This window comes from Chroococcidiopsis sp. (genome assembly GCF_051657925.1).
In the GTDB taxonomy this organism is placed as follows: Bacteria; Cyanobacteriota; Cyanobacteriia; order Cyanobacteriales; family Chroococcidiopsidaceae; genus Chroococcidiopsis.
Genome location: NZ_JBOFLP010000147.1, coordinates 1 through 18,928, shown reverse-complemented (window position 1 = coordinate 18,928; position 18,928 = coordinate 1). Strand labels below are relative to the sequence as shown.

Genomic DNA, 18,928 nt, shown 5'->3' with positions numbered 1-18,928 from the left:
CTTTTTCGTTCTAACAACACAATTATTAAGTTCATCATCATTTAGAATCCCGAATGCTAATGGGTCGCGATCGCCAAGGCTAATTTGAATTTTTTAAAACTTTAAAGTATAACCTCAAACTTTTAAAAAAACTCGTTTCAGTTTATTGCAATATTAGGAGGCAGAAATTTTGAGCAAATCCTATTCAGTTGCCATCTTGGGGGCAACGGGAGCTGTTGGAACAGAATTACTAAGTTTATTAGAAGAACGCCACTTTCCTGTCGCCCAATTGCGATTACTCGCATCGCCTCGTAGTGCTGGTACAACTATGGCATTTGCAGGAGAAAATCTGCCTGTAGAGCCAGTAAGCGATCGCTCCTTCGACGACATAGATATTGTCCTAGCTTCAGCTGGTGGTTCCACTTCTAAGGCATATGCTGCCAAAGCCGTAGCAGCAGGGGCTGTTTTTATCGATAACTCCAGCGCCTTTCGGATGCACCCAGACGTTCCCCTCGTCATCCCAGAAGTAAATCCCCAAGCAGCAGCTACCCACAAAGGGATTATTGCCAATCCCAACTGCACCACCATTTTGATGAACGTTGCTGTTTATCCCCTCCATCAAGCCAGTCCGGTAAAACGGATTGTTGCCGCGACCTATCAATCAGCGAGCGGTGCTGGTGCTAGGGCAATGGAAGAAGTCAAAGCTCAAGCTCAAGCGATTTTAGCAGGCAACACCCCCATAACTGAGATCTTCCCCTACCCGCTGGCGTTTAATCTCTTCCCCCACAACACCCCGTTAAACGACCAAGGGTACTGTGAAGAAGAAATGAAAATGGTGAACGAAACCCGCAAGATTTTTGCCGAACCTCAGTTGCAAATTACGGCAACCTGCGTGCGGGTTCCCGTACTTAGAGCGCATTCGGAAGCGATTAATCTAGAATTCGAGCAGTTTTTAAGCGTCGCCGAAGCAAAGGAAATTTTGTCACAAGCTCCTGGCGTGCGTGTAGTCGAAGACTTCGCCGCTAACTATTTCCCCATGCCCATTGATGCCTCCGGTCGCGATGAAGTACTCGTAGGTCGCATTCGCCAGGACATTTCCCATCCCTGTGGCTTAGAACTATGGCTGTGTGGCGACCAAATCCGTAAAGGTGCGGCATTGAATGCCGTGCAAATTGCAGAATTATTGGTAGCCAAAAACTTACTTCAGCCTTCCGAAGTAGCAGCAGTGTAGGCAGATTGAGTGCAAGCAGATTTTTTACAGTTCTTACAGCTGAGCGCTTTGGCAAAGAATGCCGACAGCTAAAAATTAGGAGTCAAGCGTGGTAGATTTTGGCAGAGTGGTGACCGCAATGGTCACGCCATTTCAAGCAGACGGTAGCGTAAATTATGCAGTAGCAGAACAACTAGCAGCGCATTTGGTGGCACAAGGAAGTGACGCTTTGGTTGTTTGTGGTACGACAGGAGAGTCTCCCACTTTGAGTTGGGACGAGGAATACCAACTATTCCAAGTCGTAATTAAAGCTGTTGCAGGTAAGGCGCTAGTCATTGCGGGAACGGGTTCTAATTCTACTCAAGAAGCGATCGCGGCTACCCAAAAAGCAGCTAAAATAGGAGTACATGGTTCTTTACAAGTAGTCCCCTACTATAATAAGCCTCCACAAGCAGGGTTATTTAGCCATTTCCAGGCGATCGCGCAAGCATGTCCCGATCTGCCAATGGTGTTATATAACATTCCCGGTCGCACGGGTCAAAATCTCTTGCCGCAAACAGTGGCTCGGTTGTCAGCAATAGATAACATTGTCGGAATTAAAGAAGCGACGGGTAGCCTTGACCAAGCTAGTGAAATTAGTCGCATGACACCGCCAGAATTTAAAATCTACTCTGGTGATGATTCCCTCACATTACCTTTACTGGCAATCGGTGGTTATGGTGTCATTAGCGTGGCAAGTCATTTAGTTGGCAAGCAGCTACAACAAATGATTCAAGCCTTTGCCGCAGGACAAGTTCAAACGGCAACTCAAATTCACCTCCAACTACTCCCTCTATTCAAAAGTCTGTTCCTGTCAACAAATCCCATTCCCGTAAAAGTAGCTCTCAGACTTCAAGGCTGGGATGTAGGTTCAACTCGTCTACCGTTAGAAGACGACCAAAATGGATTAGCACAGAAACTCAAGCCAGTACTAGCAGAGTTAAACCTGATATAGGTATAGAGCTTTCAGACAACTGAATAATTCGTGCAAGATACTTCCAAGTCGTTATCGCGATCGCTCGGATTGAAAATAATTGCCCCTATTGACAACTCTTATCTATCGCAAAACCACCTGACTTTGTTTTATCTAACTCAAACAACAAACGTGAATCTAAAAAAACAACTGTAAATTAAGGATACAAATGAGTAACAACGGAACGACAGCCGCCGTCAAAATTATTCCCCTTGGCGGTTTACACGAAATTGGCAAAAACACTTGCGTTTTCGAATACAACGATGAAATTTTTCTCCTCGATGCAGGGTTGGCATTTCCTACAGATGAAATGCATGGCGTAAACATCGTTCTACCAGATGTTACGTACTTGCGCGAAAATCGGCATAAGATTAAGGGCATGATCGTCACCCACGGTCATGAAGATCATATTGGTGGCATTGCCTTTCATTTAAAGCAATTTGATATTCCGGTAATTTACGGTCCCCGCTTGGCAATGGCAATGCTAGAGGGGAAACTAGAAGAAGCAGGAGTCCGCGATCGCACGGAGTTAAGATCGGTACGTCCCCGCGAACTCGTCCGTATTGGTTCTTCTTTTATTGTTGAATTTATCCGTAACACCCACTCCATCGCTGATAGCTTCACCGTCGCCATTCACACCCCCCTCGGCGTAGTTATCCACACGGGAGATTTTAAATTCGACCACACTCCAGTTGATGGCGAACATTACGACATCCAACGGCTGGCGGAACATGGAGAAAAAGGCGTATTGTGTCTAATCAGTGACTCTACTAATTCCGAAGTCCCAGGGCATACCCCTTCAGAACGCTCGGTCTATCCCAACTTAGACCGTATTTTTATGCAAGCTAAGGGCAGAGTCCTCGTCACCACCTTTGCTTCCTCCGTACACCGGATCAACATGATTCTGGAATTAGCGCAAAAACACAATCGTGTCGTTTCAGTAGTTGGGCGATCGATGTTAAACGTAATTGCTCACGCTCGAAATCTAGGCTACATCAAATGTCCAGATAACCTGTTGCAGCCGCTACACGCCATTCGCCAACTTCCCGATGAAAATGTTTTGATTCTAACTACTGGTTCTCAAGGCGAACCGATGTCAGCCATGACGAGAATTTCTCGCGGCGCACATCCCCATCTCAAAATCCGCGAGGGAGATACGGTTGTATTTTCAGCGAACCCGATCCCAGGTAATACGATCGCCGTAGTCAACACGATCGATCGCTTGATGATGCAGGGTGCTAAAGTTATCTACGGTCGGGAACAGGGCATTCACGTTTCTGGACATGGTTGCCAAGAAGACCAAAAACTGATGATTGCCTTAACTCGTCCCAAGTTTTTCTTACCCGTGCATGGCGAACATCGGATGCTAGTGAAGCACTCTCAAACAGCACAAAGCATGGGGATTCCAGCTGAGAATATGGTCATCATCCAAAATGGTGACGTAGTAGGACTATCAACAGAGGAAATTAAGGTAGTCGGGAAAGTGCCAGCGGGGATCGAACTGGTAGATACCTCTGGTTCTGGTATTGTCAGTGGTAAAGTCTTGCAAGAACGCCAGCAAATGGCAGCAGATGGCATTGTTACTATTGCCGTCGCGATCGATTGGAATGGGAAGTTAATGACCAAGCCAGACATTCACCTGCGGGGCGTAGTCACCACGATTAACCGCGATTTGTTGCAAAAGTGGGTGCAAGAACAGATCGAGCAAGTATTAAGCGATCGCTGGACGGATTTTGCTCGATCCTTTGACGGACAAGAAGTTGATATTGATTGGGCGGGATTGCAGGTACAGCTAGAAAAAGACTTACAACGGGCAATTCGACGCGAGTTACAATGTCAGCCCACTGTCACCCTACTCATGCCTATTCCCGAAGAACCTGTTAAGGCAGCTGACGGTAGAAGACGGCGACGCACTACTGCTGCACCAGTCGCCTCGTGAATAGGGAGCAGGGAGCAGGGAGCAGTGACAGATAGTGTTCCTATCTAGATAGTTCGATACATAAAAGCCCCCCAAAACTACCTTTTGAGGAGAGTTGGGGGGCTTTTCAGTTGTTGGCGATCGGTGTAGAGATCTGACATGTCACGTCTCTATAGAGTGCCTTAACGACCAACAACCATCAACTATAAAGAAAATCTAACGAAATTCGCTTGACAAATCGTCAAACATCGGTAAATATACGGAAGCTGCTTTTAATTATTTCTTTATTATTTTAAAAATTTCCGTATTGTTGCTCATACATCACGCAGGAATTTTAGGCAGAATCAAAGCGATTCCTATTAGAGAGGTAGAACAAAAATTGTGTTTGAAACTACAAAGAATAAATTTGTAGTTTTGAATACGAAATTGATGTAGATGTGGTTCGTGCATCGCTTGAATGTTTGTTCTACATGCACTTCCAGTCAAATTCGCTAAACTTCACTAAAGTTTTATATAGGTCAAATTTCAGAAAAATCTCTCTAGTAACTTACCAGTTCTGCCAAATCGTTAGTTAACGTGGGGTAGTAATAAATAGGTTCCTGAATTGAGAGAAAATCCTCCAAAAATTTTTAATTGATTTAGGAAACATTATTCCGGTAAAGATCGTTGAGACATTGTATGTGTTCTATAGCAAGCTCAAGTTGCTTCATACAGTACGAGGAGTGAATCATGAATGCTTCCCCATATACATCCCAAGACATTGCCCTAGCCAGTTGGATCTGGATCGACCAAACTCAACAGTCTCCAGAAATACCCATTGCAGCTAGTCCGTTACAGCAACCCAAACAGCGCAAATTAGACTTGTTGTTACCTCTGCGCCGCTGGCTGGATAGCGTCGAAGTCCGCAATCCTCAGTTAGCACATCGCTTATGTCAACTTATTCCTTCCCAGTGTCCGTTTGAACGGGATGTCGTTCTATTCGGTCGCAAGCTGTTCCACATTCCACCAATGTGTAAGCTCAACCCGCTATACGAAGAAGTTGTAGGCTTGCGTTTCCGCGCCTTATGCTACCTAGCCGACGAATGTGGTGAAGACGTAACCCCTTACTGTTAGCAGTTATCAGTTATCAGTGAAGAAAGCGAGCAGGGAGCAACTATTAAGTCACAAGTCGCTCTTTCGCAAGTCGCCATGAAATTCACGCACTACGACTGATGTGACGATCGCTTGACATGGAGTTATACTGAGGCTGAGCTGCAACAACCTAAAAAGAAGGAGATCGCGGCGATCGGCGCTCAATATAATTACCAAATTATAAGTGTTAAGCGACTATGGGGAGATACTTCTTTCACCAATGGTTAGATCTAGCAGCCAAAGCGACTAAAATTGCTGTTATTTCATTCAGTTCCCTAGGGATAGCAAGCAGTTTCTGGCTGGTAGTAGAGCATCAAGTACCACAAATTGCCCGCACCCAAACAGTCAATGCTGACGTGACACTCGACCGTCGCCCCGACGAAACCTACGAAGCATTACGCAGTCGGGCTATAACAGCGGCTAGAACAGCAGCAACACAGAATTTAGCAACCAATCGACAAGCTACAGATATCACCGTTACGGTAGTTATCCGCGATCGCGGGCAAATTGCACCTATACTCTCGCTGACAGCAAATCGCGCTGAAGGAATTGACCCCGATCCCCGGCAAGGAATTAAATATTTTGACCAAGCGCGATCGCTACTTCGATTTGACGATAATGACGTAGCAACAAACGATGCTAACAGCGCGCCTCGAAGATCGTTTCCGAATCCGACTCCCTCCTCATCGAGAACGCCAGCTAACTCGAATTCTAACAACACAAGAGGTAGTGGACAAGGAACGTTTTCCCAACCAGGGCGCTTGATTCCACCTACATCGGAACAGCCTACGAACACGACTCCTTTTAGTCAGCCAGGTACGACAAACTCAACCAATACACCTGACGGTCAAACACAACCAGGTACGGGCTTAGTCCCTCAATCGTTGCCAGTCACACCCCCCAATTCTACAACCCCCAATTCATCATCAGACACGCCGACCAACCAACAAACCACATTTCCTGCTTCATCACCAAATACATCAACCAGTCCGTCCTCAACAACTCCTGCTTCTTCTGACACGGGTTTAACTCCAGCAGCGCCTGCTATTCCCTCAGGGTTCACACCTAGTCAACCCCTGACTCCATCAACCTCACCCCTACCAGGAACGAGTTCTACTCCCACGACTTTGCCTTCTGGAAGCACTACGCCGACAACACAGCCTTGAGGTCAGTTATCAGTTATCAGTGAGGAGTGACGAGTGACTAGACTAAAACTAAGCATCTAAACACCAGCCACCAGCCACTAATCACTCACGACTCACTACTCGCTAAATATTTGGCTTACAATGGAAAGGTTGTGAAAAATTAAGTCTGTGTCGTCATGGCTGTTCCAAAGAAGAAAACATCTAAGTCTAAAAGAGATAAGCGCCGAGCTACTTGGAGAGGAAAAGCTGCAATAGAAGCACAAAAAGCTCTGTCGTTAGGTAAGTCTATTCTCAGCGGACGCTCTAAGTTTGTCTATCCTAGTCCTGAAGAAGAGGAAGAAGATACTGAATCCTAAGTTGTGGTGCGCTTAGGAATCTATCGCTTGTGGATCTACCTAGAAGTGTTGTAAGAGATCGGTGAGTTGCGCTAAAGATCTAAGTAAAGGTTTTTTAACCTTTCAATGCAACAATAACCTATACGTCTACACCGCATGGTAGGAAAATTTTTTCAGAAACCAGGAGCAGAACAAAGCGATCGCGTCCCTCCTGGTCAATACTTAACCAAGGGGTTTCCCGTACTAACCTATGGTGATACTCCTCGGGTTAATCGAGAACAATGGCAATTTAAGGTTTGGGGTCTGGCACAACCAAAGACTCTGACTTGGGAAGATTTTATGGCGCTACCGCAGCATGATTTTACTGCGGATTTTCATTGCGTCACTCGCTGGTCTAAATTGGATGTCAAATGGACTGGCGTGAAAGTGACAGACTTCATGCAACTGATTGAAATAGAGCCTAAAGCTACTTATGTCATGGAACATTGCTATGGCGGCTACACGACAAATATTCCTTTAGAAGACTTTCTGCGGGAAGAAAACTTTTTTGCCCATACTGTTTTTGACGAACCTCTTCCTGCCGAACATGGTGGACCAATGCGGTTAGTCGTACCTCACCTTTATGCTTGGAAAAGCGCCAAGTGGATCAATGGTCTAGAGTTTTTAGAACGGGAAGAATTAGGATTCTGGGAACGGAACGGCTATCACCGTCGAGGTGAACCTTGGGCGGAGGAACGCTACAGCGAAGGATTTTAAAGCTCGCACCCCTCAACCCCCCTTGTCAAGGGGGGTTTATTTAAAATCAGTTTTTTCGGTCAATTGTAGAGTATGATAGGCGATCGCTTCAATCGCGGCGTTCTTGATAGTCTTCAGAAGATTTGGGGTCGAGTTCCCATCGGCGATCGTCGCGGTCTTCTAAAATGTCTTGCGTGCGTAAAAAACTGCGATCGTCCATTTCCAGACCGACAGCCGCTTCAATCTCTTCAGTTACATCCTGGTCGGGAGTAGCGACAGTACCACCTACAGCCTCATCTCCTTCATCTGCTGCTGTTTGCCAAGCTGCATCAATGTCTCCACCCGTAAGTTCTGGGCTAGTACTTGTGTATTCTCCTGCTTCTCTACCAGCGTTCGTCCTTGGATCATCGTGAACGCCAGTACCAAAAGATTCAGTAATTTCTTCCGGTAGTTCTTGTTTTCTATTTTTGCGATCGCTCATAACTTAGTGAGTAGTGAGTCGTAGTGGTAAGTGGCTGGTGGCTAGACTCTTTAGTTTTGGTCTAGTCAATAGTCACTCCTCACTGATAACTGATAACTGACAACTGACCTCAAGATATCGCTTCCCAGCAGATTGTACCTATTCCTAGAGTTATATCCCTGTGGATAAATGTAATCCATACCCTTTGGAGGAAGAGGATTTGGGGTACGGCTGCATAGGCTTGGTACTGGAGCAAAGAAGTTTTACTGAGTTTGAGGACACACAGAGTGAAGTACGACGAGTTCATCAAACACGTTCAGACAGTGGCACAGATGGATTCCCGTGAAGATGCACAACGGGCGACACAAGCAACTTTAGAAACTATCAAAGAAAGAATTGTCGGTAACGAAGCCAAAGATTTAGCTTCGCAATTACCGCAGCAATTGGGTGAATATTTGCGTGGAAGAGAGGGTGAAGACGGTCAGCCTTTCTCAATGGCAGAATTTTTACAGCGCGTCAGTGCAAAAGAGCAAGTAGAACCAACAGTCGCAGCTAACCACGTCCGTGCTGTATTTGCAGTGTTGCAGAATGCAGTAACACCTGGAGAATTTACCGATTTCAAAGCAAATTTTTCCGAGGATTATATCGACTTATTCGCCACAGGATCGAATCTAGGAGCGTCTGCTGCTTCGTAGCGATCGCTGTTTTCGACTCTCAATAAAACCTACAAAGTAGGAGGGATATTTATGACACAAGCTAACGGTAATCTGGGTAAAAAAAGAGTTGCCATTCTGATTGAGAATGGTGTGGAAGATGCGGAATTCAAGATTCCTTATGAAGCTTTGAAAATGGCGGGAATTGAAACTGTAGTCCTCGGTTCTCGGACAAACGAAACATATAAAGGCAAGCAAGGCAAAGTTTCGCAATCGGCTGACGGCACGACAACTGAAGCAATGGCATCAGAGTTCGATGCCGTGATTATTCCTGGTGGTATGGCTCCCGACAAAATGCGTGTCAACCCCAACACCGTGCGCTTTGTCCAAGAAGCAATGCAGCAAGGAAAATTAGTTGCTGCTGTCTGTCATGGACCCCAAGTTTTAATTGAAGGCGATTTGCTGAAAGGCAAGCAAGCCACAGGATTTATTGCCGTGCGCAAGGACATGATCAATGCGGGTGCAAATTATGTTGATGAGCCACTGGTAATTGATGGTAATTTAATCACTTCCCGTCAGCCCGGAGACTTGGCAATCTTCACCACAGCTATTCTCAGTCGTCTAGGTTACGGTGGCAAAGAAGCTGCTTTACCAGATGTGCAAGATGTCAATGCCGAATGGTGGAAACTAGCCGATGCTTGGGGTGGTTCTACTAAAGGAGAAATTGTCAAAGGGCTAAATACTGCTTTAGCTGGTGAAAAGTACGCTCAAGAGGCGTTTGGGCAGTATATAGAGAAAGCATCTGACCCTCAATTTAAGGCATTGTTGCTAGAGATTGTTGCTCATAAGCAGCAACACATCGAGCGGCTAGAAGCACGACTGTCAGCTTTAGGCGAGAAACCATCACTCACGGCAAATGTGGCTGACAAATATGCCAAAGTGAAGACTGCGTTACAAGGTAGCGACGATCGCGATTTAATGCGACGGGCTTTGGGAGATATTCAGACAGGTGTGGTAGATGCGCACAATCTGTTTGTTCAATTTACAGATCCCGTATCAACAGCCTTATTTAAGCAGATCGAGCAAGATGGAGCGCTGTACGAACGCCATATGGCAGAACTCTATCGCTCGCGTGTAGGAACTACACAGCCTGGGAAGCCGACGACTGGGGCGGCGGTAACTATGTAGGGAAGATCCTCCCAACCCCCCTTAAAAAGGGGGGCTAAGAGATCCCCGCAATCCCCACTTTTAAGAGGGGAGATCTATTCAGACAAGGGAGACAGAGAAGGTGGCTTCGACGGTAGAGAATCAGCAAGGACAGGGAGATAGTAACGAAATCGGGCGCTGGGCATCGCTGATTGGTGGTGGTGCAATGGTACTGATGGGGTTACAACAGCGATCGCTACGGGGTGCTTTGTTGGCGATCGCAGGTGGTGGATTGGCATATAAAGCAGCAACGGAAAAGGGCGATATGCAACAAGCATTGGGTTTAAACCAAGTAATTAAGGTAGAAAAGACGGTAACGATTAATAAGCCTGCTGATGAGCTATATCGTTACTGGCATGATTTCAAATATCTGCCAACTTTTATGAAACATCTCAAGTCAGTAGAGGTGTACGACGATAAGCGATCGCATTGGGTAGCAAATGCACCTTTAGGTGCAAGTGTTGAATGGGATGCAGAAATCATCGAAGACCGCGAAAATGAATTTATTTCCTGGACTTCGGTAGAAGGGGCAGATGTAGAAAATTCTGGTTTTGTCAGATTTAAGCCAGCACCAGGAAATCGCGGTACGGAAGTAAAAGTAGTTATTGAATACGCGCCACCAGGCGGAGTTGTAGCATCGGCGATCGCCAAACTCTTTGGTGAGGAACCGGAACAACAAATCGGTGACGACCTGCGCCGCTTCAAAATGCTCATGGAAGCAGGTGAAATTGCTACCACTGAAGGACAACCAAAAGGCGGTTAATGGTCAATGGTTAATGGTCAATGGTTAACTGCTATTAACTATTAACTATTAACTATTAACTATTAACTGTTAACTGTTAACTATTAGCAATCTAAATTAGTATGAAAGCAGTTTGCTGGCACGGCGCAAATGATGTGCGGGTGGAATCCGTACCCGATCCGAAGATTCTCAATCCTCGCGATGTCATTTTAAAGATTACCTCTACTGCAATTTGCGGTTCTGACTTGCACATTTACGGCGGCTACATTCCCACCGTACAACCAGGTGACATTATCGGTCACGAATTTATGGGGGAAGTGGTCGAAGTTGGTAGAGGAATTAACAACTTAAAAGTCGGCGATCGTGTCGTCGTTCCTTCTACAATCGGTTGTGGTGGTTGCTATTATTGCCAGCACGATATGTGGTCGCTGTGCGATAACTCTAACCCTAACGGTTGGGTTGAAGAGAAGTTGTTTGGCAATATCACCTCAGCGATTTACGGATACTCCCATGCTTTCGGTGGATATGCTGGGGCGCAAGCAGAGTACGTGCGCGTCCCATTTGCCGATGTAGATGTGGTCAAAGTCCCTAAGGACATACCAGACGAAAAGTTGCTATTTATCTCTGATGCCATCCCTACAGGTTACATGGGAGCTGAGTTATGTGACATTCAACCTGGGGATACAGTAGCAGTGTGGGGCTGCGGTGCAGTCGGGCAATTTGCCATGATTAGCGCCTACATGATGGGTGCAGAAAAAGTCATCGCGATCGATCGCTTCCCCGAACGCTTGGAATTAGCCAAAAATTTCGCTAAAGCCGAAGTAATTAACTACGAAGAAGTAGATGCAGGCGAAGCTTTGAGAGAAATGACGGGGGGTATGGGTCCCGATGCTTGTATTGATGCTGTAGGTTTGGAAGCGCACGGAGTTGGCTTTGAAGACTTTTACGACCAGACTAAGCAAAAATTAAAGCTAGAAACCGACCGTCCGCATGTTTTGCGACAAATGATTCTATCTTGTCGTAAAGGTGGAACTCTTTCAATTATGGGTGTCTACGGTGGCTTTGTAGATAAAATGCCTTTCGGTGCAGCTTTCAATAAAGCCTTAACTTTCAGAATGGGACAAATGCACGGACAAAAATATATGCATTCGTTACTCAAGATGATTCTGGAAGAGAAATTCGATCCCTCCCGCGTGGTCACGCATCAATTACCCCTAGAACAAGCAGCCCACGGCTATAACATTTTCCAACAAAAGAAAGACAACTGTATCAAAGTTGTACTGAAACCGTAATTGGTCATTTGTCATTTGTCATTTGTTGAGTATTTGTAGTTAGTTGAATACAGGTAAAAACCAAAAAATCTAGAGGATTTATGAGCAAGTTAGTTTCTTTATTCCGTCGTGTAACGATTGTTTTTTTAGTAGGACTGACTGTTTTTGTACTGCAAGGCTATAACAGTAACTTATCTGCTAGAGCTGAAACAGTAACACCTGAAGCTAGAGCATATCAAGCAAAGCAGCCTGGAACTGAACTGAATCGAGGAAATCCGATTGAAAAGGCTAAGGAAAGCCTCAAAGAAACTGCTGAAAATGTTCGAGAAAAGCTCAATTTAGATGAGCCACTCGATCCTGGTACGAAAGAAGTTTTGAATTCTGCTCAAAAAAATGTAGAAAAAACAGTTAAACCTATAACTGGAAAAGAGCAGGGTTCTTATCAACAAAATACGAATTAAGTCGTAAGTCGTAAGTCGTAAGTCATAAGTAAGAAACGTATTACCGATTGACTTACGAGGAATGACAAATGACAAACAAAAAACTACTTACTACTCACTAACTAATTATGAAAGCAGTTTGCTGGCACGGGGAAAAGAATGTCAAGGTAGATACAGTCCCCGATCCTAAAATTGCAAATCCCCGCGATGCAATTGTCAAAATTACGTCAACAGCAATCTGCGGTTCGGATTTGCACCTTTATAATGGCTTTATCCCCACTATGGAGAAAGGGGATATCCTCGGTCACGAATTTATGGGAGAAGTGGTTGAGGTTGGGAGTGCGGTTAAGAATGTAAAAGTAGGCGATCGCGTCGTCGTTCCTTTTACAATATCTTGCGGTAACTGCTTTTTCTGCAATCGCGATCTGTGGTCGTTGTGCGATAATTCTAACCCCAACGGTTGGATGGCAGAGAAGCTGATGGGACATTCACCAGCTGGTCTATTTGGCTACTCTCATATCTTCGGGGGTTATGCTGGCGGACAAGCGGAGTACGCGCGAGTCCCATTTGCTGATGTCGGATTGTTCAAAATTCCCGATGGGCTGACAGACGAGCAAGTATTATTCTTAACCGATATCTTTCCCACTGGCTACATGGCAGCAGAGAATTGTCATATTAAGCCTGGTAATATTGTTGCTGTCTGGGGTTGTGGTCCGGTAGGACAGTTCGCGATTAAGAGTGCGTATATGCTGGGTGCGGAAAAAGTCATCGCGATCGATCGCATCCCCGAACGCTTGCAAATGGCTAAGGAACAGGGCAAAGCTGACGTACTTAACTACGAAGAAGTGGATGTCGGGGAAGCGTTAAAAGAAATGACTGGCGGGCGCGGTCCCGATGCGGTAATTGATGCCGTAGGATTAGAGGCGCACGGTACTGATTTTATGAACTTCTACGACAAAGTGAAGCAAGTCGTGCGGTTGGAAACAGACCGACCTACAGCCTTACGTAACGCGATCGTTGCTTGCGGTAAAGGTGGTCACGTCTCGATCGCTGGGGCTTATGGTGGTTTTCTCGATAAAATACCGATGGGTGCAGCCATGAACAAAGGTTTGACATTTAAGATGGGACAAACCCACGTCCATCGCTATTTAAAACCACTACTAGAACACATTCAAAATGGCGATATCGATCCGACGTTCATCATCACTCATACTCTTCCCTTAGAACAAGCACCCCACGCCTACGAGATTTTCAAGCATAAAAAAGATAATTGTATCAAAGTTGTGTTGAAGCCTTGAAATTGGTAATAGGTAATTGGTAATAGGTAATTGGTAGTTGCGACTTGCCAATTACCAACCAGTAACTACCAAAGAAAAAACTATGTTTTGGCACAGCTTGCGACAAACATTCTTCTGTCTGCTTTTATCGTGTTTATTGTTTCTTACTTTTGTTCCTCCGGCTGATGCCTTACCACAGGAAAAGACTGTGGGCAAGATCGAATCGGTAGCCTCGTTTAACGGTGCTATGCCGACCGGAGTTACAGTGTCTCAAAGGGGGAGAATTTTTGTTAACTTCCCTCGCTGGGGAGACAAAGTAGATTATACGGTAGCAGAGATAGTTAGGGGTAAAGCCGTAGCGTATCCCAACGCCAAATTCAATCGCCCTCAAAAAGACCAATCGAAGTCACTCGTTTCTGTCCAAAGTGTAGTTGTCGATCCTTTAGACCGTTTGTGGATCTTAGATACTGGCAGCATTCAGTTTGCACCTACTTCTTACGGGGGACCGAAATTAATCGGGATAAATCTGAAACAAAATCGAATTTTTAAGACTATCTTGTTTCCCCAAGATGTAGCGTTACCGACTACCTATTTGAACGATATCCGTTTCGACTTGCGGCGCGGTAAAGCAGGGATGGCTTTTATTACCGATTCTTCCGGTAACGGTGCTAATGCCATTATCGTTGTCGATTTAAATTCTGGGAGAAGTTGGCGGCGGCTGAACGACCATCCTTCTACGAAAGCAGAACCGAATTTTCTCCCAGTAGTGGAGGGACAACCGTTGATGAACCGCCCGCCAGACAAGCCACCCAGCCCGATTACAATTGGTGCGGATGGAATCGCAATTAGTGCCGATGGGAAACAGTTGTATTACTGTACTTTAGCTGGAAGAAAGCTATATAGTGTCAGCGTCGATGCTTTAGTCGATGAGAAAGTCAGTGACAAAGAAGTAGCAGCGACTGTAAAAGATTTGGGCGATAAAGGCGGTGCATCTGATGGCTTAGAGTCGGATGCTCAAAATAGACTTTATCTGACCAACTACGAGCATAATGCAATTTTGCGGCGATCGCCTGATGGGATGTATGAAACTGTAGTTCACGATCCTCGCGTTTTGTGGGCTGATACGCTGTCTGTCGCCAATGACGGCTATCTCTATTTCATTGCCAATCAACTTCACCGTCAGCCCCAGTTCCACCAGAAGAAAGATTTGCGCGAAAAACCCTACAGTCTGTTTCGTGCCCGCATTAATGCGAAACCAGTGCTGTTGCGATAACAAATCTGTAGGGGCGCATAGCTGTGCGCCCCTACTAACAATTTCAAGACGAAAATATATGTTGAATACAGTCAAAAATTTACTCACTCGTAGGCAAATAATTGGTTCTGGAATTGGAATTTTGGGTGTAGGAATGGCGGGGGTGGTAACGCAAAATTCACCTGCGATCGCCCAGCCTGCTTCTAAACCAGCTAAAGAACCACCAATACCTGACGAAAAAAAACTCGGTTGGGCTGTTGTCGGGTTGGGTAAATTTGCTACGCAACAAATTATTCCTTCATTTTCTCAGTGCAAGCAGTCAAAATTAGTGGCGCTGGTGAGTGGCGATCGCGCTAAAGCTGAAAATTATGCGCGGCAATATAGTGTCAATCCTAAAAATATTTACAATTACGAAAATTACGATTCCATTCGTAATAATCCAGAAGTAGACATTATCTATATAGTTCTACCCAACGGTTTACACGCTGAATATACTATCCGTGGCGCACAAGCAGGAAAGCATATTCTATGTGAAAAGCCGATGGCAAATACGGTAGAAGAGTGTCAGGCGATGATTGCTGCTTGTAATAAAGCAAACCGCAAATTGATGATAGCTTACCGCGCCCAATACGAACCTTTCAACTTAGAGGCGATCGCGATCGCGCAGAAAAAACAACTCGGTCAACTAAAGGCAATTGTAGCCGACCACGGGCGCAACCTCGACCCCAAAGACCCCGCCGATGTCTGGCGGATGAATAAAAAACTGGCTGGTGGTGGTTCGCTATTTGATATTGGGATCTACAGCTTACAGGCTGCGCGTTACATTACAGGCGAAGAACCTACAGAAGTCTGTGCCATGACCTACAGCACTCCCAACGATCTTCGCTTCAAGGAAGTAGAGGAGAACGTTAACTTCATTTTGCGTTTTCCCAGTGGCGTGCTAGCCAACTGTACTTCTAGTTATGGCTACTCCAGCACCAAACGCTTTCAGGTATTTGGTAGTAATGGTACGCTCGAACTCGACCCTGCTACAGATTACTATCGGCATCAATTAACTGTAAAACGGGAGAAGGTACAAGAAGAACGCCAGATTCAGGAACAAAATCAATTTGCTCTAGAGATGGATCATCTTTCTGAGTCGGTCATGCAGAATCAGCAACCGAAAACTCCTGGTGAAGAAGGCTTACAGGATGTGAGATTGATGTTAGCAATTTACGAAGCAGCACGGACAGGTCGCACGATATCAGTTGACAGTTAACAGTTAACAGCGACCCCTTCTCACGCATTACGTACCACGCACCACGCACCACTCTCTTAAGGATGATGCGCTAAAGCAGAAATCGAGATGGGATGGAAAAGAGCAGGCAGTGCAATCGCAAATTCTATGGGAGATGAAAATATGAGCGATACCAGTGTTAAAAAGGTAGATTCTAGTAGTTCCCCTCATGGTAAACAGGGACAGAAGTATTTAGCTTCCGGTAAATCTCTTTCGATGCGTTTGTGGGAAAACGAACAACCAACAGAAGCTAAATCTTCTACGACAAGAGACTATGAAACCGTTGGCTATGTAATTAACGGTAAGGCAGAGTTACATCTTGAAGGTCAAATGGTATTACTAGAACCAGGAGATTCTTGGGTTGTACCTAAAGGTGCATCTCATACTTATAAAATTTTGGAACCTTTTACTGCTGTCGAAGCTACTAGTCCTCCGTCACAGGTTCACGGAAGAGATGAATAGGATCTGTTAGTGAGAAATAAAGCTTTCAGCCGCTATCAAATAGTAGCGGCTGCATTATTTAATAGAGCGTATCTTACAGTAATTTTAGTTTATTTTCTTGAGTTCGCCGCCGTATATTCTATTTGCTCGAAAGATTGCTGTATCGGCAAATGAAATTTAACAATATCTTTAAATTATAGCTATCTTGCTTAATATGTGAAATTGAAATGTAGAGTGGATATCACCCACCCTGCAAGAAAAGTTTGTTCGATTAAAAATTTCTAATTTTCAAAAAAGAATGTAGCAAATAAACCTAAATAATAATACCTATCTCTTTTAGTCGAATTTTGTCATTCTATCTGTAGGTTGAGGAAAAAAAAGTGAGTCAGTAGTTACCTAGATAGGGTAACGCAACAGAATTCTAGCAACGAAATTTCGCCATTCAAACTACAGATCGCTCTACAACCGATCGCATCGATCGGGAAAATTTATTCAGGAGATTTTCATGTTTTATCACAAGAAGCAGCTACAGTACTTCACTCCACCAACAAAACCCGATGCTGCCTATGCAAAAAAGCTTCAAGAACTAATTGGCGGTTCTTTTGGCGAAATGACCGTGATGATGCAGTACCTATTTCAAGGCTGGAACTGCCGAGGACCCGCTAAGTACCGCGATATGCTGTTGGACATTGGAACTGAGGAAATCGGTCACGTTGAAATGCTAGCAACGATGGTTGCTCATTTGTTGGATAAAGCACCAATCAATATGCAAGAAGATGGGGCAAAAGATCCAGTCGTTGGTGCGGTCATGGGTGGCGTTCGTCCGCGAGATGTGATTATGGCAGCAGCAATGAATCCTCAACACGCCACTGTTTCGGGTGGGGGGGCAATGCCAGCGGATAGTGTAGGTTTTCCTTGGAACGGACGCTTTATTGTTGCTAGTGGCAACTTGTTGGCAGACTTCCGCTCTAATCTTCACGCCGAATCTCAGGGTCTTTTACAGGCTGTACGGTTGTACGAAATGACAGACGACCCAGGTGTAAGAGACATGCTCAGTTTCAATATTGCCCGCGACACCATGCATCAAAACCAGTGGTTAGCGGCAATTGAAGATCTCAAGAGCGAAGGATTTGAGGAAACAGTTGTTCCCAAGATCGCGTATGAATATGGGAAGAAAGAGAACGCTTATCAGTTCTGGAATCACTCTGAGGGAGAAGAAAGCGCCCAAGGTCGTTGGGCGAAAGGTGCTTCAATCGACGGTAAAGGTCAGTTTGAGTATGTAGCAAATCCGCAGCCAATAGGACCAGAACCAAATCTTCCTCAACCCGATCCAAAACTTCACGGTACGATGAAATCGCCTCAAGCTCAACAGATGCAGGAGGGTAGTGTGGTATCTAAGGCAGTCCAGGGTGTAGCTGATGCAGTTGAAGGTACGGCTAATACCATTAATAAAATTACTGGTGGAGACGCACAGTAAATTAGGTTTTGTTACCAAGGGCGCACAGCCGTGCGCCCTTGTTTTTGCGATCGCTTGAGAAAATAAATGTCATAATTTCAGCGATCGTGCTGTTGTAGATTGAAGTTAAATACAAAGGGAGTTGGTTGGTGATGCGATCGCACGACTCCTAACTCAGCCAAAGCTATATAACTTAATCTACGCAGTAGCTTATGACTCATTTTGGCATCCTCTGCCCCGCAGAAACCGGACATCTCAATACAGTGTTACCTTTGGGCTGCGAACTACAATTGCGGGGTCATGAGGTAAGTTGGATTGGAATACTTGACGGTCAACCTAAAGTATTGTCGGCTGGGTTGAATTTTTTAGCGATCGCTGAGTCTGATTGTCCTCAGGGAACGATGGCACGATTATTTGCCGATTTAGGGAAACTGAATGGATTGACAGCACTGCGCCAGACTGGAAATGTACTGAAGCAATCGGCGAATTGGCTACTACGAGATGCCCCAGGAGTCATTAAAAAAGCTGGTGTAGAAGCATTAATAATTGACCAAGTGACCGCATCGCCAGGAGGGACTTTAGCGCAATTTCTCAATCTTCCCTATGTGAACGTGTGTAGTGCTTTAGTACTGAACTACGAAGACAGCATTCCCCCATGTTTCAGCACCTGGAGATATAATCCCACAGGATGGGCGCGTTTGCGCAATCGTGCAGGTTATGTTGTGATGAGCCGCGTCACACAGCCGATTCGGCAAGTAGTAAGCGAGTACCGTCAGCAGTGGCAGTTACCGCCTTACTCTAAATCTGACGAACTATACTCAAAACTAGCAATTATTAGCCAGCAACCCGCTAAGAGCTGATTTATAAAGAAAAAATGAAAGCAGCAGAGATTGAGGCGCATAGGCTCTTACGATGACAAGACAGTAGCTAAAAGCAATAGTGATGAGTAGAAAAGCTTACAAAAGCGACCTGAGCAATCGGGAATGGCA

General features: G+C 45.3%; 20 protein-coding genes. 18 read left to right on the top strand and 2 right to left on the bottom strand.

Annotated features, from left to right (window positions below; translation table 11 throughout):
• Nucleotides 1–169 precede the first annotated feature (169 nt).
• The 7 genes from ACRC32_RS11335 (at nucleotide 170) to ACRC32_RS11305 (ending at nucleotide 7,486) form a co-directional block, all read left to right on the top strand.
• A complete protein-coding gene (locus ACRC32_RS11335; RefSeq protein ID WP_438554055.1) occupies nucleotides 170–1,210 on the top strand; it encodes an aspartate-semialdehyde dehydrogenase in 1,041 nt (346 codons plus the stop codon).
• 88 nt (nucleotides 1,211–1,298) lie between these two features.
• A complete protein-coding gene (gene dapA / locus ACRC32_RS11330) occupies nucleotides 1,299–2,183 on the top strand; it encodes a 4-hydroxy-tetrahydrodipicolinate synthase (RefSeq protein WP_438554054.1) in 885 nt (294 codons plus the stop codon).
• 187 nt (nucleotides 2,184–2,370) lie between these two features.
• Nucleotides 2,371–4,140, top strand: coding sequence for a ribonuclease J (locus ACRC32_RS11325; protein WP_438554053.1), 1,770 nt, complete (start codon nucleotides 2,371–2,373; stop codon nucleotides 4,138–4,140).
• A 708-nt stretch (nucleotides 4,141–4,848) separates the two neighbouring features.
• Nucleotides 4,849–5,232, top strand: coding sequence for a Mo-dependent nitrogenase C-terminal domain-containing protein (locus tag ACRC32_RS11320; RefSeq protein ID WP_106167527.1), 384 nt, complete (start codon nucleotides 4,849–4,851; stop codon nucleotides 5,230–5,232).
• 215 nt (nucleotides 5,233–5,447) lie between these two features.
• A complete protein-coding gene (locus ACRC32_RS11315) occupies nucleotides 5,448–6,416 on the top strand; it encodes a hypothetical protein (RefSeq protein ID WP_438554052.1) in 969 nt (322 codons plus the stop codon).
• Between the two features lie 155 nt (nucleotides 6,417–6,571).
• Nucleotides 6,572–6,751, top strand: a complete 180-nt coding sequence (gene rpmF / locus ACRC32_RS11310; protein WP_438554051.1) for a 50S ribosomal protein L32 — start codon at nucleotides 6,572–6,574, stop codon at nucleotides 6,749–6,751.
• 135 nt (nucleotides 6,752–6,886) lie between these two features.
• Nucleotides 6,887–7,486, top strand: a complete 600-nt coding sequence (locus tag ACRC32_RS11305; protein WP_438554050.1) for a sulfite oxidase-like oxidoreductase — start codon at nucleotides 6,887–6,889, stop codon at nucleotides 7,484–7,486.
• Between the two features lie 88 nt (nucleotides 7,487–7,574).
• On the opposite strand, the gene ACRC32_RS11300 is transcribed toward ACRC32_RS11305, so the two are convergent.
• A complete protein-coding gene (locus ACRC32_RS11300) occupies nucleotides 7,575–7,946 on the bottom strand; it encodes a DUF6335 family protein (RefSeq protein WP_438554049.1) in 372 nt (123 codons plus the stop codon).
• 266 nt (nucleotides 7,947–8,212) lie between these two features.
• Here ACRC32_RS11300 and ACRC32_RS11295 point away from each other — a divergent pair, with 266 nt between their 5' ends.
• The 10 genes from ACRC32_RS11295 to ACRC32_RS11250 all read left to right on the top strand — a co-directional run bounded on the left by ACRC32_RS11295 (nucleotide 8,213) and on the right by ACRC32_RS11250 (nucleotide 17,960).
• Nucleotides 8,213–8,620: a DUF2267 domain-containing protein gene (locus tag ACRC32_RS11295; RefSeq protein WP_438554048.1), complete on the top strand. Its 408-nt coding sequence runs from the start codon at nucleotides 8,213–8,215 to the stop codon at nucleotides 8,618–8,620.
• A gap of 51 nt (nucleotides 8,621–8,671) precedes the next feature.
• Complete coding sequence (locus ACRC32_RS11290; RefSeq protein WP_438554047.1) at nucleotides 8,672–9,766, top strand: DJ-1/PfpI/YhbO family deglycase/protease; 1,095 nt, start codon at nucleotides 8,672–8,674, stop codon at nucleotides 9,764–9,766.
• A 100-nt stretch (nucleotides 9,767–9,866) separates the two neighbouring features.
• On the top strand, nucleotides 9,867–10,547 hold the full coding sequence (locus tag ACRC32_RS11285) for an SRPBCC family protein (RefSeq protein WP_438554046.1): 681 nt from the start codon (nucleotides 9,867–9,869) through the stop codon (nucleotides 10,545–10,547).
• A gap of 101 nt (nucleotides 10,548–10,648) precedes the next feature.
• Nucleotides 10,649–11,818 carry a zinc-dependent alcohol dehydrogenase gene (locus tag ACRC32_RS11280; protein ID WP_438554045.1) on the top strand — a complete coding sequence of 390 codons (1,170 nt, stop codon included), beginning with the start codon at nucleotides 10,649–10,651 and terminating at the stop codon, nucleotides 11,816–11,818.
• An 80-nt stretch (nucleotides 11,819–11,898) separates the two neighbouring features.
• Complete coding sequence (locus ACRC32_RS11275) at nucleotides 11,899–12,258, top strand: hypothetical protein (protein ID WP_438554044.1); 360 nt, start codon at nucleotides 11,899–11,901, stop codon at nucleotides 12,256–12,258.
• A gap of 107 nt (nucleotides 12,259–12,365) precedes the next feature.
• Entirely contained in the window at nucleotides 12,366–13,535 is a 1,170-nt protein-coding gene (locus ACRC32_RS11270; RefSeq protein WP_438554043.1) for a zinc-dependent alcohol dehydrogenase, read from the top strand.
• A gap of 82 nt (nucleotides 13,536–13,617) precedes the next feature.
• Nucleotides 13,618–14,787: an L-dopachrome tautomerase-related protein gene (locus ACRC32_RS11265; protein ID WP_438554042.1), complete on the top strand. Its 1,170-nt coding sequence runs from the start codon at nucleotides 13,618–13,620 to the stop codon at nucleotides 14,785–14,787.
• A 58-nt stretch (nucleotides 14,788–14,845) separates the two neighbouring features.
• Nucleotides 14,846–16,024 carry a Gfo/Idh/MocA family protein gene (locus ACRC32_RS11260; protein ID WP_438554041.1) on the top strand — a complete coding sequence of 393 codons (1,179 nt, stop codon included), beginning with the start codon at nucleotides 14,846–14,848 and terminating at the stop codon, nucleotides 16,022–16,024.
• Between the two features lie 141 nt (nucleotides 16,025–16,165).
• Nucleotides 16,166–16,504, top strand: coding sequence for a cupin domain-containing protein (locus ACRC32_RS11255; protein ID WP_438554110.1), 339 nt, complete (start codon nucleotides 16,166–16,168; stop codon nucleotides 16,502–16,504).
• A gap of 484 nt (nucleotides 16,505–16,988) precedes the next feature.
• Nucleotides 16,989–17,960, top strand: coding sequence for a manganese catalase family protein (locus tag ACRC32_RS11250; protein ID WP_438554040.1), 972 nt, complete (start codon nucleotides 16,989–16,991; stop codon nucleotides 17,958–17,960).
• Nucleotides 17,961–18,037: 77 nt separating this feature from the next.
• On the opposite strand, the gene ACRC32_RS11245 is transcribed toward ACRC32_RS11250, so the two are convergent.
• Nucleotides 18,038–18,160, bottom strand: coding sequence for a hypothetical protein (locus ACRC32_RS11245; protein WP_438554039.1), 123 nt, complete (start codon nucleotides 18,158–18,160; stop codon nucleotides 18,038–18,040).
• Here ACRC32_RS11245 and ACRC32_RS11240 point away from each other — a divergent pair.
• Nucleotides 18,152–18,799: a hypothetical protein gene (locus ACRC32_RS11240; protein ID WP_438554038.1), complete on the top strand. Its 648-nt coding sequence runs from the start codon at nucleotides 18,152–18,154 to the stop codon at nucleotides 18,797–18,799. The genes ACRC32_RS11245 and ACRC32_RS11240 overlap by 9 nt on opposite strands.
• Nucleotides 18,800–18,928 lie beyond the last annotated feature (129 nt).

What these genes read in the sequence shown, in the direction of transcription:
- ACRC32_RS11325 (WP_438554053.1), top strand. Translation starts at nt 2,371, where the DNA reads ATGAGTAACAACGGAACGACAGCCGCCGTCAAAATTATTCCCCTTGGC.
- ACRC32_RS11320 (WP_106167527.1), top strand. Translation starts at nt 4,849, where the DNA reads ATGAATGCTTCCCCATATACATCCCAAGACATTGCCCTAGCCAGTTGG.
- ACRC32_RS11315 (WP_438554052.1), top strand. Translation starts at nt 5,448, where the DNA reads ATGGGGAGATACTTCTTTCACCAATGGTTAGATCTAGCAGCCAAAGCG.
- rpmF (WP_438554051.1), top strand. Translation starts at nt 6,572, where the DNA reads ATGGCTGTTCCAAAGAAGAAAACATCTAAGTCTAAAAGAGATAAGCGC.
- ACRC32_RS11305 (WP_438554050.1), top strand. Translation starts at nt 6,887, where the DNA reads ATGGTAGGAAAATTTTTTCAGAAACCAGGAGCAGAACAAAGCGATCGC.
- ACRC32_RS11300 (WP_438554049.1), bottom strand. Translation starts at nt 7,946, where the DNA reads ATGAGCGATCGCAAAAATAGAAAACAAGAACTACCGGAAGAAATTACT.
- ACRC32_RS11290 (WP_438554047.1), top strand. Translation starts at nt 8,672, where the DNA reads ATGACACAAGCTAACGGTAATCTGGGTAAAAAAAGAGTTGCCATTCTG.
- ACRC32_RS11280 (WP_438554045.1), top strand. Translation starts at nt 10,649, where the DNA reads ATGAAAGCAGTTTGCTGGCACGGCGCAAATGATGTGCGGGTGGAATCC.
- ACRC32_RS11275 (WP_438554044.1), top strand. Translation starts at nt 11,899, where the DNA reads ATGAGCAAGTTAGTTTCTTTATTCCGTCGTGTAACGATTGTTTTTTTA.
- ACRC32_RS11270 (WP_438554043.1), top strand. Translation starts at nt 12,366, where the DNA reads ATGAAAGCAGTTTGCTGGCACGGGGAAAAGAATGTCAAGGTAGATACA.
- ACRC32_RS11265 (WP_438554042.1), top strand. Translation starts at nt 13,618, where the DNA reads ATGTTTTGGCACAGCTTGCGACAAACATTCTTCTGTCTGCTTTTATCG.
- ACRC32_RS11260 (WP_438554041.1), top strand. Translation starts at nt 14,846, where the DNA reads ATGTTGAATACAGTCAAAAATTTACTCACTCGTAGGCAAATAATTGGT.
- ACRC32_RS11255 (WP_438554110.1), top strand. Translation starts at nt 16,166, where the DNA reads ATGAGCGATACCAGTGTTAAAAAGGTAGATTCTAGTAGTTCCCCTCAT.
- ACRC32_RS11250 (WP_438554040.1), top strand. Translation starts at nt 16,989, where the DNA reads ATGTTTTATCACAAGAAGCAGCTACAGTACTTCACTCCACCAACAAAA.
- ACRC32_RS11240 (WP_438554038.1), top strand. Translation starts at nt 18,152, where the DNA reads ATGACTCATTTTGGCATCCTCTGCCCCGCAGAAACCGGACATCTCAAT.
- ACRC32_RS11245 (WP_438554039.1), bottom strand. Translation starts at nt 18,160, where the DNA reads ATGAGTCATAAGCTACTGCGTAGATTAAGTTATATAGCTTTGGCTGAG.